This is a genomic window from Sphingomonas sp. DMC6 (assembly GCF_056314225.1).
This window is the reverse complement of record NZ_JBQUYT010000001.1, coordinates 413,758-432,434: the sequence shown is the minus strand read 5'-3', so window position 1 is coordinate 432,434 and position 18,677 is coordinate 413,758. Positions and strand designations below refer to the sequence as shown.

The following is an 18,677-nucleotide window of genomic DNA, read 5'->3' as shown; positions in this document are numbered from 1 at the left end:
GGCGGCGGGGTAGATCGTTATGCGCGTGGACGCCGCGTAAAGGATAGCGTGCCGGCATGATCCCCGCTCCGTTCCTGCTCTATATCGGCCACAGCACCGACTTTGCCGGCATCAAGACCTCGCGCGGCCTCGCCGAGTTCCGGCCCGGCGATTGCGTCGGCGAATTTCGCCACGACGATTGCCCGCTCACCTTGGGGCTGGAGCGGCTGTCGATCGCCGAGGGGGCGGCGCGCGGCGCGCGGACGATGGTGCTCGGAATCGCCAATTCGGGCGGGGTATTGGGCGACGCCCTCATCGCCGACGCCGCCGCTGCGCTGGAGGCGGGCATGCACGTCGCCGCCGGTTTGCACCAGCGCCTGCGCGATGTCCCCCGGCTTGCCGCGCTGGCTGCGGAACGGGGGCTACAATTGTTCGATGTGCGCGAACCGCCGGCTGCGCTTCCCGTCGGCAGCGGAAAACCGCGCGCGGGGCGGCGCGTGCTGACGGTCGGCACCGATTGTTCGGTGGGCAAGATGTACACCACCATCGCACTGGCTCGCGGGTTGAAGGCGCGCGGCGCCAAGGCCGATTTCCGCGCGACCGGGCAGACCGGCATTCTGATTGCCGGTGAGGGCGTGCCGATCGACGCCGTCGTAGCGGATTTCATCTCCGGCGCGGTCGAGCAGCTTGCGCCGGCCCGCGACGATGGGGGCTGGGACGTGATCGAGGGGCAGGGATCGCTGTTCCACCCGTCCTATGCCGGCGTTTCGCTGGGCCTGCTCCACGGCGCACAGCCTGAAGCGATCGTGCTGTGCCATGATCCGGTGCGGCAATCGATGCGTGGTACCGAGGGGCGCCCGCTGCCGGATCTTGCCGCGTGCCTTGCGCTCAATCTGGAAATGGCCCGGCTCACGAGCCCTGACGTGCGTGCGGTAGGCATCGCGCTGAACACCTCGCGGCTGCCGCGCGACGCGGCCGAGCGGCTCTGTGCCGAAACGGCCGAGCGACTGGGGCTTCCCTGCACCGATCCGGTGGCGGTCGGTGTCGACGCGATCCTCGACGAACTGCTCGATGCGCCGCACGGTTGAGGCACGCCACGAGCGGTTTCCGCTCAGCCGTCCCTTCCGCATCTCGCGTGGCGAAAAGACGCTGGCCGATGTCGTTATCGTGCGGATCATTGCCGGCGGAATGGCCGGTTTGGGGGAGGGGATTCCTTATCCCCGCTACGGCGAAAGCGTCGAGAGCGCTTTGGCGGCTGTCGCAGCTGTCCGCCCGGCGGTGGAAGCCGGTGCCACTCGGGGCGAATTGCTGGCACTGATGCCGCCGGGCGCAGCGCGCAACGCGGTCGATTGTGCACTCTGGGACCTTGAGGCGCGCCTTGGCGGCAGATCGGTGGCGCAGATGATCGGCGCAGACGAGCCGCGGGCCATGGCGAGCGCGCTTACTATCGGCATCGATACGCCCCCGGCCATGGCGGCTGCGGCGCGCGCGGTGGCGACGGCACCCCTGATCAAGGTGAAGGTCGATGCGGACATCCCCGATGCACGGATCCGCGTGGTGCGGAGCGCCGCACCCGATGCCAGGCTGATCGTCGACCCAAATGAAAGCTGGGACGAACCCCTGCTCCGCGCGATGGAGCCGGTTCTGATAGAATGCGGTGTTGCGCTGCTGGAACAGCCGGTTCCCGCCGATTCCGATGCATGGCTAGCGGGTTTCATAAGCGCAGTGCCGATCTGTGCGGACGAAGCGGTGCACGTCGCTGCCGATCTCGATCGGATTGTCGGCCGCTACAGCCATGTGAACATCAAGCTGGACAAGAGCGGCGGCCTGACAGCGGCGCTGGAACTAGCGGATGCGGCAAGCGCGCGGGGGCTGGGCCTGATGACCGGCTGCATGATCTCCACGTCGCTATCGATCGCCGCCGCGCTGCACATCGCGCGGCGCAGCGATTTCGTCGATCTTGACGGACCGCTCTGGCTTGCCGAGGATCGCCCCGGCGGGGTGCATGACGCCGACGGCTATCTGTTGCCGCCGCAATCGGATTTCTGGGGATCGGCATGAAGATCGCGTTGCTGTCGGGGATGGCGCTGCTGGGACTGGGTGCCGCGCCCGCCACGGCGCCGGAACAGGTGGACCTGCTGATTCGTGGGGGCACTGTGTATCCGGGCGGCGCCACGCCCTTCGTTGGCGACGTCGCAGTACGCGGCGACAGGATTGTGGCGGTGGGACCACATCTTGCGCTGCGTGCCCGTCGTGCGATTGATGCGCGGGGGATGATCGTCGCACCGGGTTTCATCGATCCACACACACACATGGGCGACGATCTCGCCTCTGCCGATCCGGCCGTTCGGCTGATCCCGGCATTTCTGATGCAGGGCGTGACCACTGCCTTTATCGGCAATGATGGCGGCGGCGACCCCGATGTCGCGCGCGTGCTGGGCAGTACCGCCAACAAGCCGGTCGGTATCAATTACGCGGTCTATGTTGGCTTTGGCGCAGTGCGCGAAAAGGTGATCGGTATGGCCGACCGTCCCCCGACGCCCGAGGAACTGGCGCGCGAAAAGTCACTGGTGGCGGACGCGATGTGCCATGGCGCACTGGGGCTTTCGACCGGGCTGTTCTATGCGCCACAAAGCTTTTCCAAAACCGACGAAGTCGTGGCGCTGGCCGAAGAGGCGGGGAAACGCGGCGGCGTCTATGACAGCCACATCCGCGACGAGAGCAGCTATACGGTCGGCCTGGCGGCAGCGATCGACGAATTGCTGCAGATCGGCCGCGAGGCGCATCTTCCGGTGCATATCAGTCATATCAAGGCGCTCGGCGTCGATGTGCAGGGCATGGCGCCAACGATCATCGCCAAGGTGAACGCCGCCCGCGCTGCGGGCCAGGACGTGACGGCCGATCAGTATCCCTGGTCGGCGAGCGGGACGAGCCTGGTCGCGTCGCTGATGCCGCTCTGGGCGCAGGATGGCGGGCGGCCAGCACTGCTCCAGCGTTTCGATGATCCCGCTCTGGCGGCAAAGCTGCGCGCGGGGATCGTGGAAAATCTGCGCAAGCGCGGCGGGGCGGACAAGCTGCTGATCGTCGAGGGTAAGTATCGCAACCAGACGCTGGCGGCGGTGGCGAAGGCGATGGGCAAGGATGCGGTGGACGCCGCGATCGCAGTGATCCGCGTCGCCGACCCTGGTGTGGTGTCATTCAACCAGAGCGAAGCCGATATTGCCGCCTTCATGGCGCAGCCCTGGGTGATGACGGGTTCGGATGCCTCAGGCGGGCATCCCCGCGTCTATGGCACGTTCGCGCGGAAATACGCCAAATATGTCGTGGCGGATAAGGTCCTGTCGCTACGGGCTTTCATCGACCGGAGCAGCGCGCTGCCGGCGGACTGGTTCGGACTGAAGGATCGGGGACATTTGCGCGCGGGCGCGTTTGCGGATGTCGTCGTGTTCGATCCCAAAAGCTATGCTTCGCGAGCGACCTACGAGGAACCGAAGCTGCTCGCCGCCGGGGTTCGGACCGTGCTGGTCAATGGCGTGGTCGCGGTCGACGGGGGCAGGATGACCGGCAACGCTGGCGGGCGGGCGCTGCCGCATGCTCCCAGGGCCGGTACGTGCGGGTGAGCGTGAGCACGCTGCTCCGCCGCTGGTTCATCATCGCCCTTTGGCAGCGTGTCCTCGCTGCACTGGTGCTCGGCCTGGCGTTCGGGGTTCTCTGGCCGACTGCTGCGCCGAAGCTGATGTTCCTCGGCGACCTGTTCGTCCGCGCGATCCGGATGCTGGTTGCGCCGATTGTTCTCGTCACGATCGCCGCGGGCATCACCGCGCTTGCCGATCCGAAGCGGCTGGGGGGCCTGGGCGGGCGCACGATCGCACTGTTCGCGCTCACCACGGCCATCGCCGTATCAGTGGGAATGCTGGTCGCCGTGCTGATACAGCCGGGCCTTGGCGCACCGCTCGGTACTGCCGCACCGCACGCGCTGGGCAAACCGGTCACGCCTTATGAGCAACTGATTGGCATTATCCCCCTCAATGTCGTTGACGCGCTCGGCAAGGGCGACATGCTCGCGTTGATCTTCGTTGCGATCCTTACCGGCTGCGGCACCGTCGTCGCGGGCGAGGCGGGCAAGCCATTCACTGCGCTACTCCAGTCGCTTTCGGCGGTACTGCTGCGCATTGTCAGCATCGTGATGGAGGCGACGCCGTTCGGGGTGTTCGCGCTGATCGCCAATGCCGTTGCCGCGAACGGCGCGGCGATGTTCGTGCATGTCGGCTGGCTCGCACTGGCGGTCGTGCTGGGCTCGCTGATCCAGATGCTGGTGGTTCACAGCCTGTTGCTGCGGCTGGTCGCGCGCCTGCCGGTGCTGCCCTTCTTCAGCGGGATCGTCGATGCGCTGGTCGTTGCCTTTTCCACCGCCTCCAGCTCGGCGACATTGCCGGTGGCGATGCGGGTTGCGGAGGACAATCTGGGGCTGGGCCGGCCGGTCTTTTCCACCGTGTTGCCGCTCGGCGCAAGCATCGGCAAGGATGGAACGGCAATGTATGTCGGGCTGCTGAGCATGTTCGCGTTGCAGGCGTTCGGCGTACCGCTGACGCCGCAAGTGTATGGGCTGGTGCTGCTGACCGGCGCGCTTGCCGCATTCGGCACCGCGCCGGTGCCGTCCGCCTCGTTGTTCATGCTGGCGGCAGTGCTGTCGGCTGTGGGGGTAGCGCCCGAGCAGACCGCGCTGGTGGTGGGATTCGTATTGCCGTTCGACCGGCTGCTCGACATGACGCGTACTGTCCCCAGCGCCTCGGCAAATCTGGCGGTCGCGACCTGCGTCGCGCGGCTGGAGGGGGAACTCGACAAAACCGTCTATCGCGGAGCCGATCGCGCATGAGAAACTCGCTGCTGCTTGTTGCGCTGTGCGTCGCGCTGCCCGCCCAGGCCCAGTCGGACCTTCAACAGCGGGTGGAAACCAAGCTGGCAGAGGCAGGCCCGGGACTGCGCTTCGGCATGGTCGTGGTGGACGATCAGGGGCGCGAGATCGTCGCGATCAACCCCGATCAGCGCTTCATTCCTGCCTCGAACACCAAGATGTTCACCACCGCCGCCGCCTATGCCACGCTGCCGGTTGATGCGCCCGATACCGACGGTGGCGTAGCGGTGCGGATCGAGGGGCGTGACGTGGTGCTGGTCGGGCATGGCGACGCGCGGCTGTCGAGTGCGGACGATTGTAAGACTGATTGCCTCGCGACGCTGGCCGATGCGGTGGCCGCAAAGACGCGGCGGGTTCGTGACGTGATCGGCGACGATACCGCCTTTCCCGACGAGCGATGGAGTTCCGGCATGAGCTGGAACAACATTCCCACGCGCTCCGGCACTGGCATTTCCGCACTGACGCTCGACGATAACGAACTGGTAATCCGCGTGACGCCGGGCGCCGCTGGCACACCCCCGCGAATCGAAGGGCCGGGCTACATCACGATCGACAACCGAGCGACGAGCGCCGCTACCGGTGCGACGGGCCTCGGCTATGACCGTCTGCCGCTGCAACGGCGGCTGCGTCTCACCGGCTCGATCGCTGCGGGCGGGGCGCCGGTGACGTTGGTGACCGGTATCGACGATCCCGCCGACTATGCCGCGTGGCGGTTCAAGGCGATGCTGGCGGCGCGCGGCGTGACGGTTGAAGGTACGGTGCGGGTGCGGCATCGTCCGCTCGGCCCCAATGACGATCCGAAGCTTCGCGGGGACGTACCGGTTGCGCATCCCGCCGAGGCGCCGCCGCTCGCCCGGCTGACACCGCCGCCGCTCGCCGAGGACCTGATCCATACCAACAAGGTCAGCCAGAACCTCCATGCCGAGCTGTTGCTGCGTCGGGTGGGCGCGCGGCAGGGCAGCGGGTCGGTTTCCGACGGGCAGGCGGTGGTCTCCACGCTGCTGGGGCAAGCGGGATTACCGCGCTGGGCCTATAGTTTCTACGACGGGTCCGGCATGTCGACCTATAATCGCATCACGCCACGCGGCGCTGTGACGCTGTTGCGTTGGGGCGCCGCGCAGCCTTGGGGCGCAGCGTGGCGGGCCAGCTTTCCAGTCGGAGGTGTCGATGGCACGCTCGGGCGCCGTTTCAAGGGCACGCCGCTGGAGGGACGGATATTCGCCAAGACCGGCTCGCTCAATGCCACGAACGGACTGGCGGGATATATGGTGGCGGCGAGCGGCCGGACCCTGACTTTCGCTGTATATGCCAATGATGTGCCCGAAGGCGTGTCCGCCACCCGAGCGATGGACGCGGCACTCGAGGTGATCGCAGCAGCGGAGTAGGGCAGCGTTACGCTGTCCAGGCCGCCGCCACTGCGTCCCCGGTCGCGGGGCGCAGCGTGAAGATCCCGCTGTCGAAATGCCGGCTGGGATGCACCCGGTTGGTAAGCAGCGTCCAGGCGATGCCGCGTCCGAAATCGATCCACAGACCGGTGCCGGTGAAGCCGGTATGGCCGATCGTTTCGTCTGAACAGGCCTGCCCCCCCGACCAGCCGTCGAACTTGCGTTCCCAGCCGCAGGTCCGGTGGCCCTGCTGGCGCGTGCGGATCGCCGAAAGCGCGGCCGGGCTCGCGCCGCTGCCGTTCAGCAGGCCGAGGGCGAAATCGAGCACGCCATCCACCGTGCCGAACAGCCCGGCATGGCCGGTTTGGCCACCCATCGCGAAACAGTTCTCGTCATGGACTTCGCCCCGCAACACCCGGTCGCGCCAGCGGCAATGCTCGGTCGAGACGACATGCGCATCGGTGATCGGCCCGTAGCGCAGGCCCTTGCCGATCGGCCAGGCACCGATCGGGGCGCCAGTGATCCTCTCGATGGCAATGCCGAGCAGGATGAAGTTGACATCCGAATAGACTGGTTCCGTGATCAGCTTCCATTCCCGCTGCAGTACAAAGGCACGCAGCCGGGCCGGATCGCCGTTATAGGTATAGATCGGCTCCACCGCCGGCAGCAGCGAGCGATGCGCAAGGCAATCGCGGAACGTCAGTTTGCGCTCATAGGCATGGGCGACGTCATATTGGCGCAGGTCCGGAATTGCGCTGGTCAGTGGTGCGTCGAGGTCGATCCTGCCCTGGTCCGCGAGCGCGAGGATGATCGTGGTAGTCGCGATCACCTTGGATACCGAAGCCAGGTCGAACCAGTGGTCGCGCGTCAGCTGTTCGGGTTCCGGAACCAGCGCCGCCATGCCGCGATGCGTCACGAAGCGGCGTCCGTCAACGCTGACAACGCCCAGCGCCGCACCCGGAATGCGGCGAGCATCGACCGCAGCACGGGCGGGTGCGAAGGCCTGTTCGATCATGGCGCCATCTCCGGGCGGTCATCGGGTCGTGCGCGGACCCCGGCGAGGAAAGGAAGGAAGGCGATCGCCGCAAGGCTGACGACGCCGGAAGTAAAGAAGAACAGATCGAACCCGTGATAGCCCATCCGGTCGAGCTGCTGCACCACCTGTCCGCCCGCGCCTGAGATCAGGCGCGAAAGCAGAAAGGCAAAGCCCGACAGGAACGCATATTGCGCGCCCGGGTAGCGCGGGTTGACCAGCATCGACAGCCAGACGACGAACACCGCGCCTGCCATGCCGTTGCCGAACTGGTCGGCGGCCGTGGCGACATAAAGCGCGGCTTCGCTGCGCGTCTGATGGGCAAGCCAGACAAAGCCGAAATTGCCCAGCGCCGCGAACACCGCACCGATGCTGAGCGTGATACCGTCGCGCCAGCGCGTGACCATCCAGCCGCCGATGCCGACCCCGAAGATGCTCGAAACCAGGGCCACCACGCCGTCAGCCTCGCCGATCTCTGTTTTGGAGTAGCCTAGGCCAAGGATCATCGGCTTCGACAGATTGAGCGCGAGCACGTCGCCCATGCGATACACGGAAACGAACGCGAGGAGCCCGATCGCGGCGTAGCGATAACGCCAGAAGAAATCGACATAGGGCCCGATTGCCGCCGATCGCCGCATACGCGAATCTGACCCGGCGCGGACGATCCAGGGCAGTGCGGCTGCCATCAGCAGGAAGGGCAGCATTGCGAGGGCGAAGACGTAATATTTGATGTCGGTGTCCCCGCTCATGCCCGCATGCGAGGCAGCAGCGAGGAGCAGCCAACCAAGACCTGCCGCGACAGCGAGAGTCGCGCCCAGGATCACTGCGCTGGCCAGCAACCCGGTTAGCAACGCGACCAACCGGCCGCCGCCTCGGGCGCTATCCGGCGCGGTGGCGCAGAGAATGGGGAAGGGGAGGAAAGCGCCGATAGCAATGGCAAAATAGGCAGCCGGCCAGCCGAGCGCGGGGACGTCGGCAATCAGCAGCGCGCCGCTCGCCGCCGCGACCATCGAGGCGCGATAGCCCCAGAGGTTCGCGGCCGCGAGTGGCCCCTGTTCCGCCTCGGTGGGCGCGAGCTCGATGCGCCAGCCATCGGCTGCGATCTCCAGCGTCGTCGTCCAGAAGGCGAGCAGGACCGCGAACAACGCCGTCAGTGGCAGGCTGGCATCGCCCGCCGTCGCTGCCATGGCCAGCATCGCCGTGAAGATGCCGAGCTGCGACAGCAGGATCCAGCTCCGCCTTTTGCCCCAGAAGCGGGAAAAGCCGGGAATGTCGAACCGTTCGAGCAGCGGCGCCCAGAGGAACTTGAACGTCGGAATCAACTGCACCCAGGCGAAGAAGCCGATGATGCCCAGCGTCACGCCATGTTCGGTCAGCCGCGCCGCGAGCACGGTGGAAAACATGTAGAAGGGCAGCCCGGCCGAAAAGCCCAGCACCAGATACAGCGCCATCCGTCCCAAGGCCGGCCGCGCGGCTGCCAAAGGCGTAGTGGCGGAAGGGGCAGCGGTTGATGAGGCGGACAAAGGCGGGGCGACCCCAGATATGGTTTATGATCGCTCAACGCTTGCCCGCAGGTTGCGCTACGTCAATGCCTCCGCTGACCGGAAATGATGCACAAACGGCACGCTTGTGCGGGATTCCGTCACAGGCGATGCCCAAGCGTTATGGAATCTGCAACACAAACTATGGCGCGCCGCAACATTATTGTTACTTAATGCCACCGCACGCATTGGGAGAGCGTGCAGAGGGGGCAAAATGGTCGCTGCACATTCTTTCAAGCTATTGCTGGTTTCCGGTACCGCACTAACCGCGCTCGGATTCGCGCTGCCCGCGCAGGCGCAGGCGCAATCCAAGGACGATACCACTCAGGAAGCGGTGACGCCGACCGGCGCGGCGCTCCCGGTATCGGACCAGAATCAGGACATTCGGACGGACCCGAACGAGGTTCTGGTCACGGGTTCGCGGATCAAGCAGGATCCGAACCGCTCGGCGCTTCCGCTGCAGATCGTTACGTCGCAGGAAATCCAGCGCAACGGCATTTCCAGCCCGGAACAGCTGGTCATGTTCCTCAGCAGTAACGGGTCTGGCGCGGACAATCTGGCATCCAATTCCGATGTGACGACCGGCGCGCAGCGCGGCACCAACGGGCTGTCGGCGGCGAACCTGCGCGGGCAGGGCAGTGCGGCAACGCTGGTCCTGCTGAACGGGCGCCGCGTGGCGGCACACGGGCTCTCGGGCTCGGCCGTCGACGTCAACCAGATCCCGTTCGCCGCAATCGAACGTGTCGAAGTGCTGAAGGACGGCGCTTCTGCCATCTATGGCACGGATGCGATCGGCGGCGTGATCAACTTCATCACCAAGAAGGACTTCAAGGGCCTTCAGGTCGACGGCTTCAACGACATCACCCAGCATGGCGGCGGCAATATCTACCGCGTGTCGGGGACGACCGGCTTTGGCGATCTTTCCAAGGACGGCTTCAACATCATGGGCGCCGTTGCCTATAGCTGGAACGAAATTTTGCGGGGCTCCCAACGCAATTTCGTGAACGGCAACCAGCCCAATCGCGGCCTGTCGATCGACACCCGCGGCACGCCGATCGCGACGATGTTCCCGCTGAACCCGAGTGCGGCAGGCGGTTTCCCCAACGGCACGCTGCTCGGCGGGACCAGCGGGGCGACGGTGCTGCCGGGGCTGGGCGCAAATGGCGCCAAGGCATCGGGTGGCATCAATACGCTCAACCTGCCGGGCGGCGCCGGTTGCGGTACCATGGACGGCGGCATGGCCTATGACGCCCAGCTGTGGAATGCGCCGACCGCGCAATATGCCTGTGCATGGGACACCGGCCGCGCAGCCGTGATCCAGCAGCCGATTGAGACGCTGACCTATTATGCCCGCGGCGTGGCCCGCATCGGCGGCGTGCACGAAGTGTCGATCGAGCTCACCGGTTCGGACGCGAATTCGGCCAAGAGCTTTTCTAACGCGCAGGTCTCGGGCAACACCAGCAACCTGCCGCTCGCATACCCCCTCAATTCGCTGACGGCGGCGACCTATAACCAGCTCTACAACGCGCTGATCACGGCGTTCCCCAATGCCGGCATCCAGGCAAATTACGGCAAGCCGATCGCCTATCGCTGGCGCTGCGTCGCGTGCGGCACGCGCGAGTACAAGACAGAATCGAAGACGTTCCGCGCCGCGCTTGCAGCTGAAGGTCCGCTGTTCAAGGGGTGGGATTATCGTGCGGGTGCGTCCTATGCGCGCAGCGATGTCACGTCGGTGCTCGGCACGGGCTATTATTATCGCGGCACGCTGGCCAACGGCGCGCCCGATCCTTCGGCGCCGACGGCCCCGGGGGCAAGCGCACCCGGCTTGTTCGGGCTGCTCAACAGCGGCATTCTGAATCCATTCACGCTCGCCCAGACCCCTCAGGCGATAAGTGGCCTGAATGCAGTATCGGCAGCAGGCACCACGCTCTATGGCGGACGCTATGAGGTGCGGCAGTTCGACGGATCGGTGTCGGGCCCACTCTTCCGCCTGCCTGGCGGCGAGGTACAGGTTGCAGCCGGCGTGGATTATCGCCGCGAAACCTATACCTTCAACGGATCGGCTGCGGCTGCGGCGACGGCACCGACGATCTTCCTCGCGGCGTTCGACAATGTGAATGCCCTGCAGCATGCGACGCGGGACGTGAAGGCCGCCTATGCCGAAGTGTCGGTGCCGCTGCTGCCGGAACTGGAAGTGACGGGTGCGGCACGCGTGGACGACTATTCCGGCTTCGGCTCAACCACCAATCCAAAGATCTCGGTGAAGTTCACACCCTTCCACCAGCTCATGTTCCGGGGATCGTACAATACCGGTTTTCGTGTTCCGAGTTTCAACCAGATATTCAATGGCGTGACGGAAAGCCCCTATTCGGGTAGCGATCTCGTCGATCCGGTTCGCTGTCCCAGCGGCGTGGCGAGTGCGACCGATCCCAAATGCGTGCTGATCCGGCCCAATATCTGGACCGGCGGCAATCTGAAGCTGGGACCGGAAACGGCGAAGGAGTTCAGCGTGGGTGGCGTGCTGCAGCCGATCCGCAATGTCAGCCTGACGGTGGACTGGTGGTCGATCGCGGTCGACAACACGATCCAGTTGCTGACGTTGACCCAGCTGATCCAGAATGCTTCGCTGTTCCCGCAGAACTTCATCCGCGACCCCTCGACCAACGAGGTTGTGACGATCGACGATCGCTGGGTGAATGCGGGTTCGCGCCGCACGCAAGGCATCGACTTCACCGCCCGCGCGGGGTTCGATCTGTTCCATGGCCAGTTCATTACCGGCCTCGACGGCACCCTTCTCCTGAAGAAGCGTGAAAAGCTGACGCCGAACGCCCCTTATGGTCCGAGCCTGATCGGTGTGTATACGACGGCCGGCGATATCGGGAACCGGTGGAAGCACAACGCCTTTATCGGCTGGTCGAACGAAAATGTGGCGATCTCGCTCTCGCAGATCTTCCGCTCGGGGTACAAGAACCAGGCGCTGCCGGGAATTGCGGCCGGCACGGTGACGCGGCCCGACTATAACCAGTATGTCAGCGACTATGTGATCTATAACCTGTCGGTCACGTACAAGGGGCTGGCGCCGCATTACACGATCACGGCGGGCATCCGGAACCTGTTCGACACCGATCCGCCCTTCGCCATCACCTATGACGGCAACAGCGGCGCCGGCAGTTCGTGGGAACCGCGCGTCGCCGATCCGCGGGGGCGGTCGTTCACGCTGTCTGCCCAGGTGAAGTTTTGAGGCTCAGCCTGCCGCGCGGCTATTTCAGCCGCAGCGGCAGGCCAGCAGCCACAAACTGCACTTCATCTGCAGCCGCAACGACCGCCTGATTGATACGGCCGGCCGCGTCGCGAAACTGGCGGGCCAGGGCATTGTCCGGCACGATGCCCAGCCCGACTTCATTCGCCACGAGGATGACCGGCCCCGTCGCCGCATGAAGGGCGCAAACCAGCCCATGCGTTTCAGCCTCGATATCCCGCGCGGCGAACATCAGGTTGGACGCCCAAAGAGTCAGACAATCGACCAGCAAAACTATCTCGGGCGCGCTGCGGGTTGCGATGGCGACCGCCAGATCGAGCGGCGCCTCGATCGTTTGCCAGCGCGCGCCGCGGTCGCGCTGATGATGGGCAATTCGATCGTCCATTTCCGCGTCGAGCGGCTGCGCGGTCGCGATATAGCAGAGCGCACCGGGCAGCGCCTCGGCGCGTGCCTGCGCGTACCGGCTCTTGCCCGACCGCGCACCGCCCAGAACCAGCAATCGCGTCATGCCCGCGCCTCCTTCGCCAGCGCCAGCAATGCCGGGATGTCCAGATGTGTTTCCAGCGTCGCTGCGATTCCGTCCAGCGCGGCTTCAACCGAGGCGCCATAATCTGCGCCGGTCGACGTGGCGCCGATGCGTTCCAGCACTGCCTTGCGGAGCACACTGCTTGCGAACAGGCCGTGGAGATAGGTGCCCATCACGCGCCCATCATGGCCGACGGCGCCGTCCGCGCGCCCGTCCGTGGTTTCAGCAAAAGGCGTGGCCGTATCGGGACCGAGAGTTTCGCCCATATGCATCTCATATCCCTCGAACGTTGCACCAAAGGCGCGCGCTTGGACTGGTCGCAGTGCCTTTTCGGGCTTGAGGACGGTCTCGACCACCAGTAGCCCAAGGCCGGCGGCGCTACCCGGCGACCCTTCGATGCCAAAGGGATCAGCGATGCTGCGGCCGAGCATCTGGTACCCGCCGCAAATGCCCAGCACCGCGCCGCCCCGTCGGTGATGCGCGAGCAGGTCTATGTCCCAGCCCTGTTCGCGCATCGCCGCCAGATCGGCGATCGTCGCCTTCGATCCGGGCAGGATCACTAGCGCCGCATCACCGGGGAGCGGCCGACCCGGTGGCACCATTTCCAGCGAGACGCCGGGTTCTAGCTTCAGCGGATCGAGATCATCGAAATTGGCGATACGCGGCAGCATCGGGCAGGCGATCAGCATTTGTCCTTGCGCAGCGGCAACATTGCGTTCCAGCACGACGGCATCTTCGCTGGGCAGGCGTGCCGCATCGGACAACCAAGGCACCACGCCGAAGCCTTTCCAACCGGAACGGGCCTCGATCGCGTGGTAGCCATCAGTGAACAGTGCCGGGTCACCGCGAAACTTGTTGATCAGGAAGCCGCGGATCATCGCTGCATCGTCCGGATCGAGTACCGCGCGCGTGCCGACAATAGCGGCAATCACGCCGCCCCGATCGATGTCGCCTATCAACACTACCGGAACCCCGGCGGCACGGGCGAAGCCCATATTGGCAATGTCGCCGGCGCGCAGGTTGATTTCCGCGGGCGAGCCGGCGCCTTCCACCACCACCAGGTCGCATTCGCCGGACAGTCGCGCATAGGCGGCGAGCACTTCCGACAGCAGGGTTCCGCGTGCTTCCCGGAAATTGCCGGCATGAAGCGTACCGCGCACCTTGCCGCCGACGATTAGCTGTGAGGCGCGATCTGCCTGTGGCTTCAGCAGCACCGGGTTCATATCGGCGTGCGGCTGGACCCGACAGGCGAGGGCCTGCATTGCCTGGGCGCGGCCGATCTCGCACCCGTCTTCCGTGACAGCCGCATTGTTCGACATGTTCTGCGGCTTGAACGGCCGCACACGGAGACCGCGATTGGCAAAGGCGCGACACAGTCCTGCCACCAGCACCGACTTGCCAACGTCGGACCCGGTACCCTGCAACATCAGCGCAGCCATGCAACTCCTCCCGCGATGAGCCAGAGTATCGCACATGCTATGCGATAGAGCCGCAGCGCTCGCCATATGTCCGCCGCATTGGCCGCGTGGGTGCCGTCGCCGATCCAGGGCTTTTGATGCAGCACGCCGTCATAGTAAACAGGGCCTGCAAGTCGGACATCGAGCGCGCCCGACATCGCGGCTTCGGGCCAGCCTGCATTGGGCGAAGCATGCAGCCGCGCATCGCGCCACAGGATGCGCCAGCCGCCAGCGCCCGCCAGGCAGATGAGTGCGGCGGAGGTTCTTGCTGGAATCCAGTTCATCGCATCATCGGTTCGCGCTGCAGCCCAGCCAAAGGCGCGCCAGCGCGCCTCGCGATGGCCGATCAGGCTGTCGGCGGTGTTGATCGCCTTATAGGCCCATATGCCGGGAAGCCCCGCCACCAGCAGCCAGAAAAGCGGCGCGACGACGCCGTCGCAATAGCTCTCCGCGAGGCTCTCGATCGCCGCACGTGCAATGCCGCTGGGCGTCAGCCGAGTCGTGTCACGCCCGACGATATGGCCGACATGCTTCCGCGCGGCTTCGGTATCGTTTCGCTCAAGCGCCGCGGCGACCGCCTCGACATGGACGTAGAGGCTCCGCTGGGCGAGCCCCGGAAAGGCGGCGAGCGCCACGAGCATCCAGCCGACCGGCGCATGGGCGGCGAGCGCTTCGACTGCCAGCGAGGGCGCCGCAGCGACGACAAGCAAGAGGATCACGGTCGTGACACCCGCCAAACGGCGCATGGTGTCGCTGCGCGTCTCACAATTCCATCGCGCCTCGCACGCGGTGATGATGCGCGCGAATGCGCCGACCGGATGGCCAATCCGGCGATACAGCCATCCCGGCCAGCCGAACGCAGCGTCGATCGCGAGTGCTGCCAAACCGACCGGTTCAACCATCGGCTAGCGCCCTCTCGAGCCGGTGCAGCGCCGCCGCATCGGCCGGCACGCCCAGTCGCAGCCAACGCGGTTTTGCGGCGAAGGGGCGGGTGAGGATGTTATGCCGGGCGAACTGGGTGAAGAGTTCCGGCGCGCGGTCGGTTTCCAGCAGCCGAAACAGCGGGCAGCCACCGCGAGGCGTGAGACCATGGCGCGCTAGCAAGGCATCCAGCCGCGCAGCCCGCTCGGGCAGCTCTGCCTCCATCATCGCGATCCATGCACGGTCTCGATACGCAGCGGTACCGATAGTGACCGCGGCGGCGGAGACTGGCCAGCTGCCGAGTGCTGCACGCATCTGGCTCAGAAGGGGCTTGGACCCGAGCACGAAACCGAGCCGCACGCCCGCCAGCCCGAAGAATTTGCCGAAAGATCGAAACAGCGCGAGTGGACGACCATTCGCCACCAGATCAGCGATGCTGATACCCGGCAATGCGTCGCCAAATGCTTCGTCGACCACCAGCCAGCCGCCACCAGCCAGCCGCCCATTCACCATCTGGGCCAGCGCCGCGCGGGGGAGGATGGTACCCGTGGGATTGGCGGGGTTGGCGAGCACCAGCGTCGCCGCGCCCAAGCGGTTTAACACGCCGGATTCGAGCGGGGCACTTTCGGGAAACATCTGCTTATGGGTGCGATAACCATCGGCCGGATGGAAGGCGGGGCCGCCGAGCACGCGCCCCAGCAACCGCATACCCAGTTCGCTGCCGGGCAGGGCGCAGACATAGGCAGCGTCGATCCCGAAATGCGCAGCTGCCGCCGCTTCGAGCGCCGCGATGGCGGCGGGAGTGGGGAGGCTCTGCCAGTCGATCGGAACCGCCGCGGCGCCCGGCCAGGGTGTGGGATTTATACCCGTCGAAAGATCGAGCCAGTCGGCCCGCTCTCCGCCATACTGGGCGATGGCTGCGTCTATATCGCCACCATGGAGCATCAGCGCATCGCTCATCGCAACAGCTGACCAGCGAAAGTGGCGGCGAGCAGGCCGGTCTCAACCAGCTCGATACCGGCACCATGGCCATCGCCGGAGATTCCGCCGATCGCCCGGTAGAGCCAACGGCCCCACAGGAGGAACAGGAGCGGCGCGAGGACCAGTCCGGGCAAGATGGCACAGGCCAGCAGCAACAGGGTGGCCCAGAAGCCGATCGTCCCCAGCCTGACCGCGCCACCGAAGCGTGTACCAAGACCTTGATGCAAGGGCGGCAGCCAGCACGCCCAGACGAGCGGCCCCATACGGGCGACGGCGGGGATAAGTACGATGTTCCACCCGGCGCCGCGTGCCAGCACTGCGTGCAATAGTATGAGCTTGGCGAGCAGCTGCAGCACAACGGCGACAAGGCCAAAACTGCCGACATGGGGATCGGCCAGCACTGCGGCGACGCGTTCGCGGCCCTTGTGCGCGGCGCCGGCAGCATCGGCGATGTCGGCAAGCCCGTCGAGATGGAGCGCGCCCGTAATGCCGACCCACAGGAGCAAGGCCGCCAGCGTGGCAACCCAGCCATCTACAGGCGCAAGCAGCAGGGCCGGTGCGGTCATCACCGCGCCGATCACGCCACCGACGAGCGGGAACCACCGTACCGACGCCGCGAAATCGGCAGCGTCTGCCTGGACCTGCGGCAGCGGCAACCGCGTCAGAAAATGCAGGGCGACAAGGAAGCGCTTCACGTCACGAGCCCGACGATCTCGCCGCCCCCGGGGTGCCCAGGCCATACTCTTATGGTCAGCAGCGCCGCATGGGGCAGGTGGAACGCCCAGAGCGCGGGGAAGTCGATCCGGCACGCCGCGGCAAGGGCAGCACGCATCGTCCCGCCATGAGTGACCACCAACGCAGTGCCGTGAAGCGTTGCCAGCGCCGTGCCCACGCGTGCGACCAGCGCACCCCAGCTTTCGGCCTCCGGCGGCGGCGCGCCAACGGGGTCGCGACGAAAGCGCGCCAGCGCGTCGGGATCGATAGCATCGAGCGCCATGCCGTCCCATTCGCCGAAACCCAGCTCGCACCAACGGGCATCTTCGTGCAGTGGCCGGTCGAACGCCGCGGCAAGCGCGAGAGCCGGCGCGCGCGCACGCGCCAAGGTGGAGCAATGGACGCTGTCGACCTCGAGCCGCATCGCGCGCGCGAGACAGGATTGCACGCCTTTGGGGGACGGCATGGCGTCCGTTCGGCCGATCAGCCGTCCGCCCGCTTCGGTTGCTCCATGCCGTAACAGGTATACCAGCACGCTGTTCATGCTGCGCCGGCAACTCCGGCTTCGGCGAAGGTTGCCATCTCCGCGTGCGCCTTCACTGCCGCGCGCAGGAGCAGTGCGGCGACGGCTGCCCCGCTCGCTTCGCCCAGGCGCATGTCTAGCCGAAGCAATGGATCCAGCCCGAGCCGCTCGAGCAGCAGCCCATGCCCCGGTTCCGCCGAACAATGGCTGGCGATGCAATGCGCAGTGATGTCAGGTGCGGTTGCCGCCAGCGGTGCCAGCGCCGCGCAGCAGATATAGCCGTCCAGCAACACCGGAATGCCATATTGCCGTGCGGCGAGCACCGCCCCGGCGATGGCAGCGATCTCGCGACCGCCGACGCGCCGCATCGTCTCGAATGCGCTTTGTGGGGCTTTGGCATGGTGGGTGATCGCTTGGGCGACCGCAGTCCGCTTCGCCTCCAGCGCCGGGCCGTGTACGCCGGTGCCCGGCCCTACCCAGTCGGCCGCGTCGCCGCCAAAGCTGCGCAGGCAGAGCGCGGCCGCACTTGCCGAATTGGCGATGCCCATTTCGCCCAGAAGCAGCAGGTCGAGGGTGGGATCGACCGCCTGAGCACCGACCGACAGCGCCGCGAGGCAGTCCGCTTCGTCCATCGCGGGCGCCATGGTGAAGTCGGCAGTTGGGCGGTCGATGTCGATGGGAATAACCTTAAGCGCGACATCGGCTGCATCCGCCAGTGCATTGATCGCTGCACCGCCGGCCTCGAAATTGGCGACCATTTGTGCGGTCACTTCCGCCGGAAAAGCGCTGACGCCCCGAGCGGCGATGCCATGATTGCCGGCGAAGACAATCGCCTCCGCGCGTTCGATGCGGGGAATGGCGCGTCCCTGCCATCCGGCGAGGAACACTGCGATCCCCTCGAGCCGGCCGAGCGATCCCGCAGGCTTGGTAAGCTGCGCCTGCCGCACCCGCGCCTTTTCGGTCGCGTGCACATCGGTATCGGGCAGCGCCGACAACGAGGCTTCAAAGGCCGCGACGCTGGGAAAGCCGCTCATTCGGGAAGCATCCCGGCCGGCGGGGTACGGACAAGGAAATGCCCCCGCACACCCTGGGGCCATCGCGCATAGGGAACACACCCGTCTTCGCTGGCGGCATATTCTGCTGCGAAATCGAGGATCGCACGGGCATCATCGCTCTGCGGCGCAAAGCGTCCGAGCACATATCCCATCCTCCCAGGCCCACGCAGATGCACCGTGCAATGCTCGGTGCAGGCGAACAGGCAGGGCATGCGATGCACCGCGATGCCGGTATAGCGTTCGTCTTCCGCCTTCAGCGATTCCAGTGCCTCCGCGAGCCGCGCGCCGCCGCGCACGCCTTCGGCATCCTCCCGCAGTTCCGCGTCATGGCGGCAGGTGCTGCAAGCAACGATGGCGACGCCATCGGCAACGGGCCGCAGCATCGTCA

Annotated in this window: 16 protein-coding genes; 6 read left to right on the top strand and 10 right to left on the bottom strand. The window is 66.1% G+C overall.

Annotation, left to right across the window (positions count from 1 at the left end):
• The first annotated feature begins 56 nt into the window (after nucleotides 1–56).
• The 5 genes from dgcN to dacB are packed head-to-tail and all read left to right on the top strand — an operon-like array spanning nucleotide 57 to nucleotide 6,279.
• On the top strand, nucleotides 57–1,067 hold the full coding sequence (dgcN, locus tag ACT53M_RS01800) for an N-acetyltransferase DgcN (protein WP_476231063.1): 1,011 nt from the start codon (nucleotides 57–59) through the stop codon (nucleotides 1,065–1,067).
• The gene (dgcA, locus tag ACT53M_RS01795; RefSeq protein WP_476231061.1) at nucleotides 1,051–2,040 is read left to right on the top strand and encodes an N-acetyl-D-Glu racemase DgcA; all 990 of its coding nucleotides are present in this window, start codon (nucleotides 1,051–1,053) and stop codon (nucleotides 2,038–2,040) included. The genes dgcN and dgcA overlap by 17 nt, the downstream gene beginning before the upstream one ends.
• Complete coding sequence (locus ACT53M_RS01790) at nucleotides 2,037–3,599, top strand: N-acyl-D-amino-acid deacylase family protein (RefSeq protein WP_476231060.1); 1,563 nt, start codon at nucleotides 2,037–2,039, stop codon at nucleotides 3,597–3,599. The genes dgcA and ACT53M_RS01790 overlap by 4 nt, the downstream gene beginning before the upstream one ends.
• Nucleotides 3,600–3,601: 2 nt before the next feature.
• Entirely contained in the window at nucleotides 3,602–4,855 is a 1,254-nt protein-coding gene (locus ACT53M_RS01785) for a dicarboxylate/amino acid:cation symporter (protein ID WP_476231058.1), read from the top strand.
• Complete coding sequence (dacB, locus tag ACT53M_RS01780) at nucleotides 4,852–6,279, top strand: D-alanyl-D-alanine carboxypeptidase/D-alanyl-D-alanine endopeptidase (RefSeq protein ID WP_476231056.1); 1,428 nt, start codon at nucleotides 4,852–4,854, stop codon at nucleotides 6,277–6,279. Before ACT53M_RS01785 ends, dacB begins: the two co-directional genes overlap by 4 nt.
• A gap of 7 nt (nucleotides 6,280–6,286) precedes the next feature.
• Here dacB and ACT53M_RS01775 read toward each other — a convergent pair whose 3' ends face one another.
• Together ACT53M_RS01775 and ACT53M_RS01770 are read right to left on the bottom strand one after the other, a co-directional pair.
• On the bottom strand, nucleotides 6,287–7,294 hold the full coding sequence (locus ACT53M_RS01775) for a serine hydrolase domain-containing protein (RefSeq protein WP_476231054.1): 1,008 nt from the start codon (nucleotides 7,292–7,294) through the stop codon (nucleotides 6,287–6,289).
• Entirely contained in the window at nucleotides 7,291–8,763 is a 1,473-nt protein-coding gene (locus ACT53M_RS01770; protein ID WP_476231052.1) for an MFS transporter, read from the bottom strand. The genes ACT53M_RS01775 and ACT53M_RS01770 overlap by 4 nt, the downstream gene beginning before the upstream one ends.
• A gap of 304 nt (nucleotides 8,764–9,067) precedes the next feature.
• On the opposite strand from ACT53M_RS01770, the gene ACT53M_RS01765 reads away from it, so the two are divergent.
• Complete coding sequence (locus ACT53M_RS01765; RefSeq protein ID WP_476231051.1) at nucleotides 9,068–12,094, top strand: TonB-dependent receptor domain-containing protein; 3,027 nt, start codon at nucleotides 9,068–9,070, stop codon at nucleotides 12,092–12,094.
• A gap of 19 nt (nucleotides 12,095–12,113) precedes the next feature.
• On the opposite strand, the gene cobU is transcribed toward ACT53M_RS01765, so the two are convergent.
• From cobU to ACT53M_RS01725, 8 genes are read right to left on the bottom strand one after another with little or no spacing between them, the layout of a single operon-like run.
• Nucleotides 12,114–12,620: a bifunctional adenosylcobinamide kinase/adenosylcobinamide-phosphate guanylyltransferase gene (gene cobU, locus ACT53M_RS01760; RefSeq protein WP_476231050.1), complete on the bottom strand. Its 507-nt coding sequence runs from the start codon at nucleotides 12,618–12,620 to the stop codon at nucleotides 12,114–12,116.
• Entirely contained in the window at nucleotides 12,617–14,077 is a 1,461-nt protein-coding gene (locus ACT53M_RS01755; protein ID WP_476231048.1) for a cobyric acid synthase, read from the bottom strand. Before ACT53M_RS01755 ends, cobU begins: the two co-directional genes overlap by 4 nt.
• Nucleotides 14,065–14,997 carry an adenosylcobinamide-phosphate synthase CbiB gene (cbiB, locus tag ACT53M_RS01750; protein WP_476231047.1) on the bottom strand — a complete coding sequence of 311 codons (933 nt, stop codon included), beginning with the start codon at nucleotides 14,995–14,997 and terminating at the stop codon, nucleotides 14,065–14,067. Before cbiB ends, ACT53M_RS01755 begins: the two co-directional genes overlap by 13 nt.
• Nucleotides 14,990–15,976, bottom strand: a complete 987-nt coding sequence (locus ACT53M_RS01745) for an aminotransferase class I/II-fold pyridoxal phosphate-dependent enzyme (protein ID WP_476231045.1) — start codon at nucleotides 15,974–15,976, stop codon at nucleotides 14,990–14,992. The genes cbiB and ACT53M_RS01745 overlap by 8 nt, the downstream gene beginning before the upstream one ends.
• Nucleotides 15,973–16,692 carry an adenosylcobinamide-GDP ribazoletransferase gene (gene cobS / locus ACT53M_RS01740; RefSeq protein WP_476231043.1) on the bottom strand — a complete coding sequence of 240 codons (720 nt, stop codon included), beginning with the start codon at nucleotides 16,690–16,692 and terminating at the stop codon, nucleotides 15,973–15,975. The genes ACT53M_RS01745 and cobS overlap by 4 nt, the downstream gene beginning before the upstream one ends.
• On the bottom strand, nucleotides 16,689–17,255 hold the full coding sequence (locus ACT53M_RS01735; RefSeq protein WP_476231041.1) for a histidine phosphatase family protein: 567 nt from the start codon (nucleotides 17,253–17,255) through the stop codon (nucleotides 16,689–16,691). The genes cobS and ACT53M_RS01735 overlap by 4 nt, the downstream gene beginning before the upstream one ends.
• A complete protein-coding gene (cobT, locus tag ACT53M_RS01730; RefSeq protein ID WP_476231040.1) occupies nucleotides 17,252–18,268 on the bottom strand; it encodes a nicotinate-nucleotide--dimethylbenzimidazole phosphoribosyltransferase in 1,017 nt (338 codons plus the stop codon). Before cobT ends, ACT53M_RS01735 begins: the two co-directional genes overlap by 4 nt.
• Complete coding sequence (locus ACT53M_RS01725) at nucleotides 18,265–18,672, bottom strand: DUF1636 domain-containing protein (protein WP_476231570.1); 408 nt, start codon at nucleotides 18,670–18,672, stop codon at nucleotides 18,265–18,267. The genes cobT and ACT53M_RS01725 overlap by 4 nt, the downstream gene beginning before the upstream one ends.
• Nucleotides 18,673–18,677: the final 5 nt, after the last annotated feature.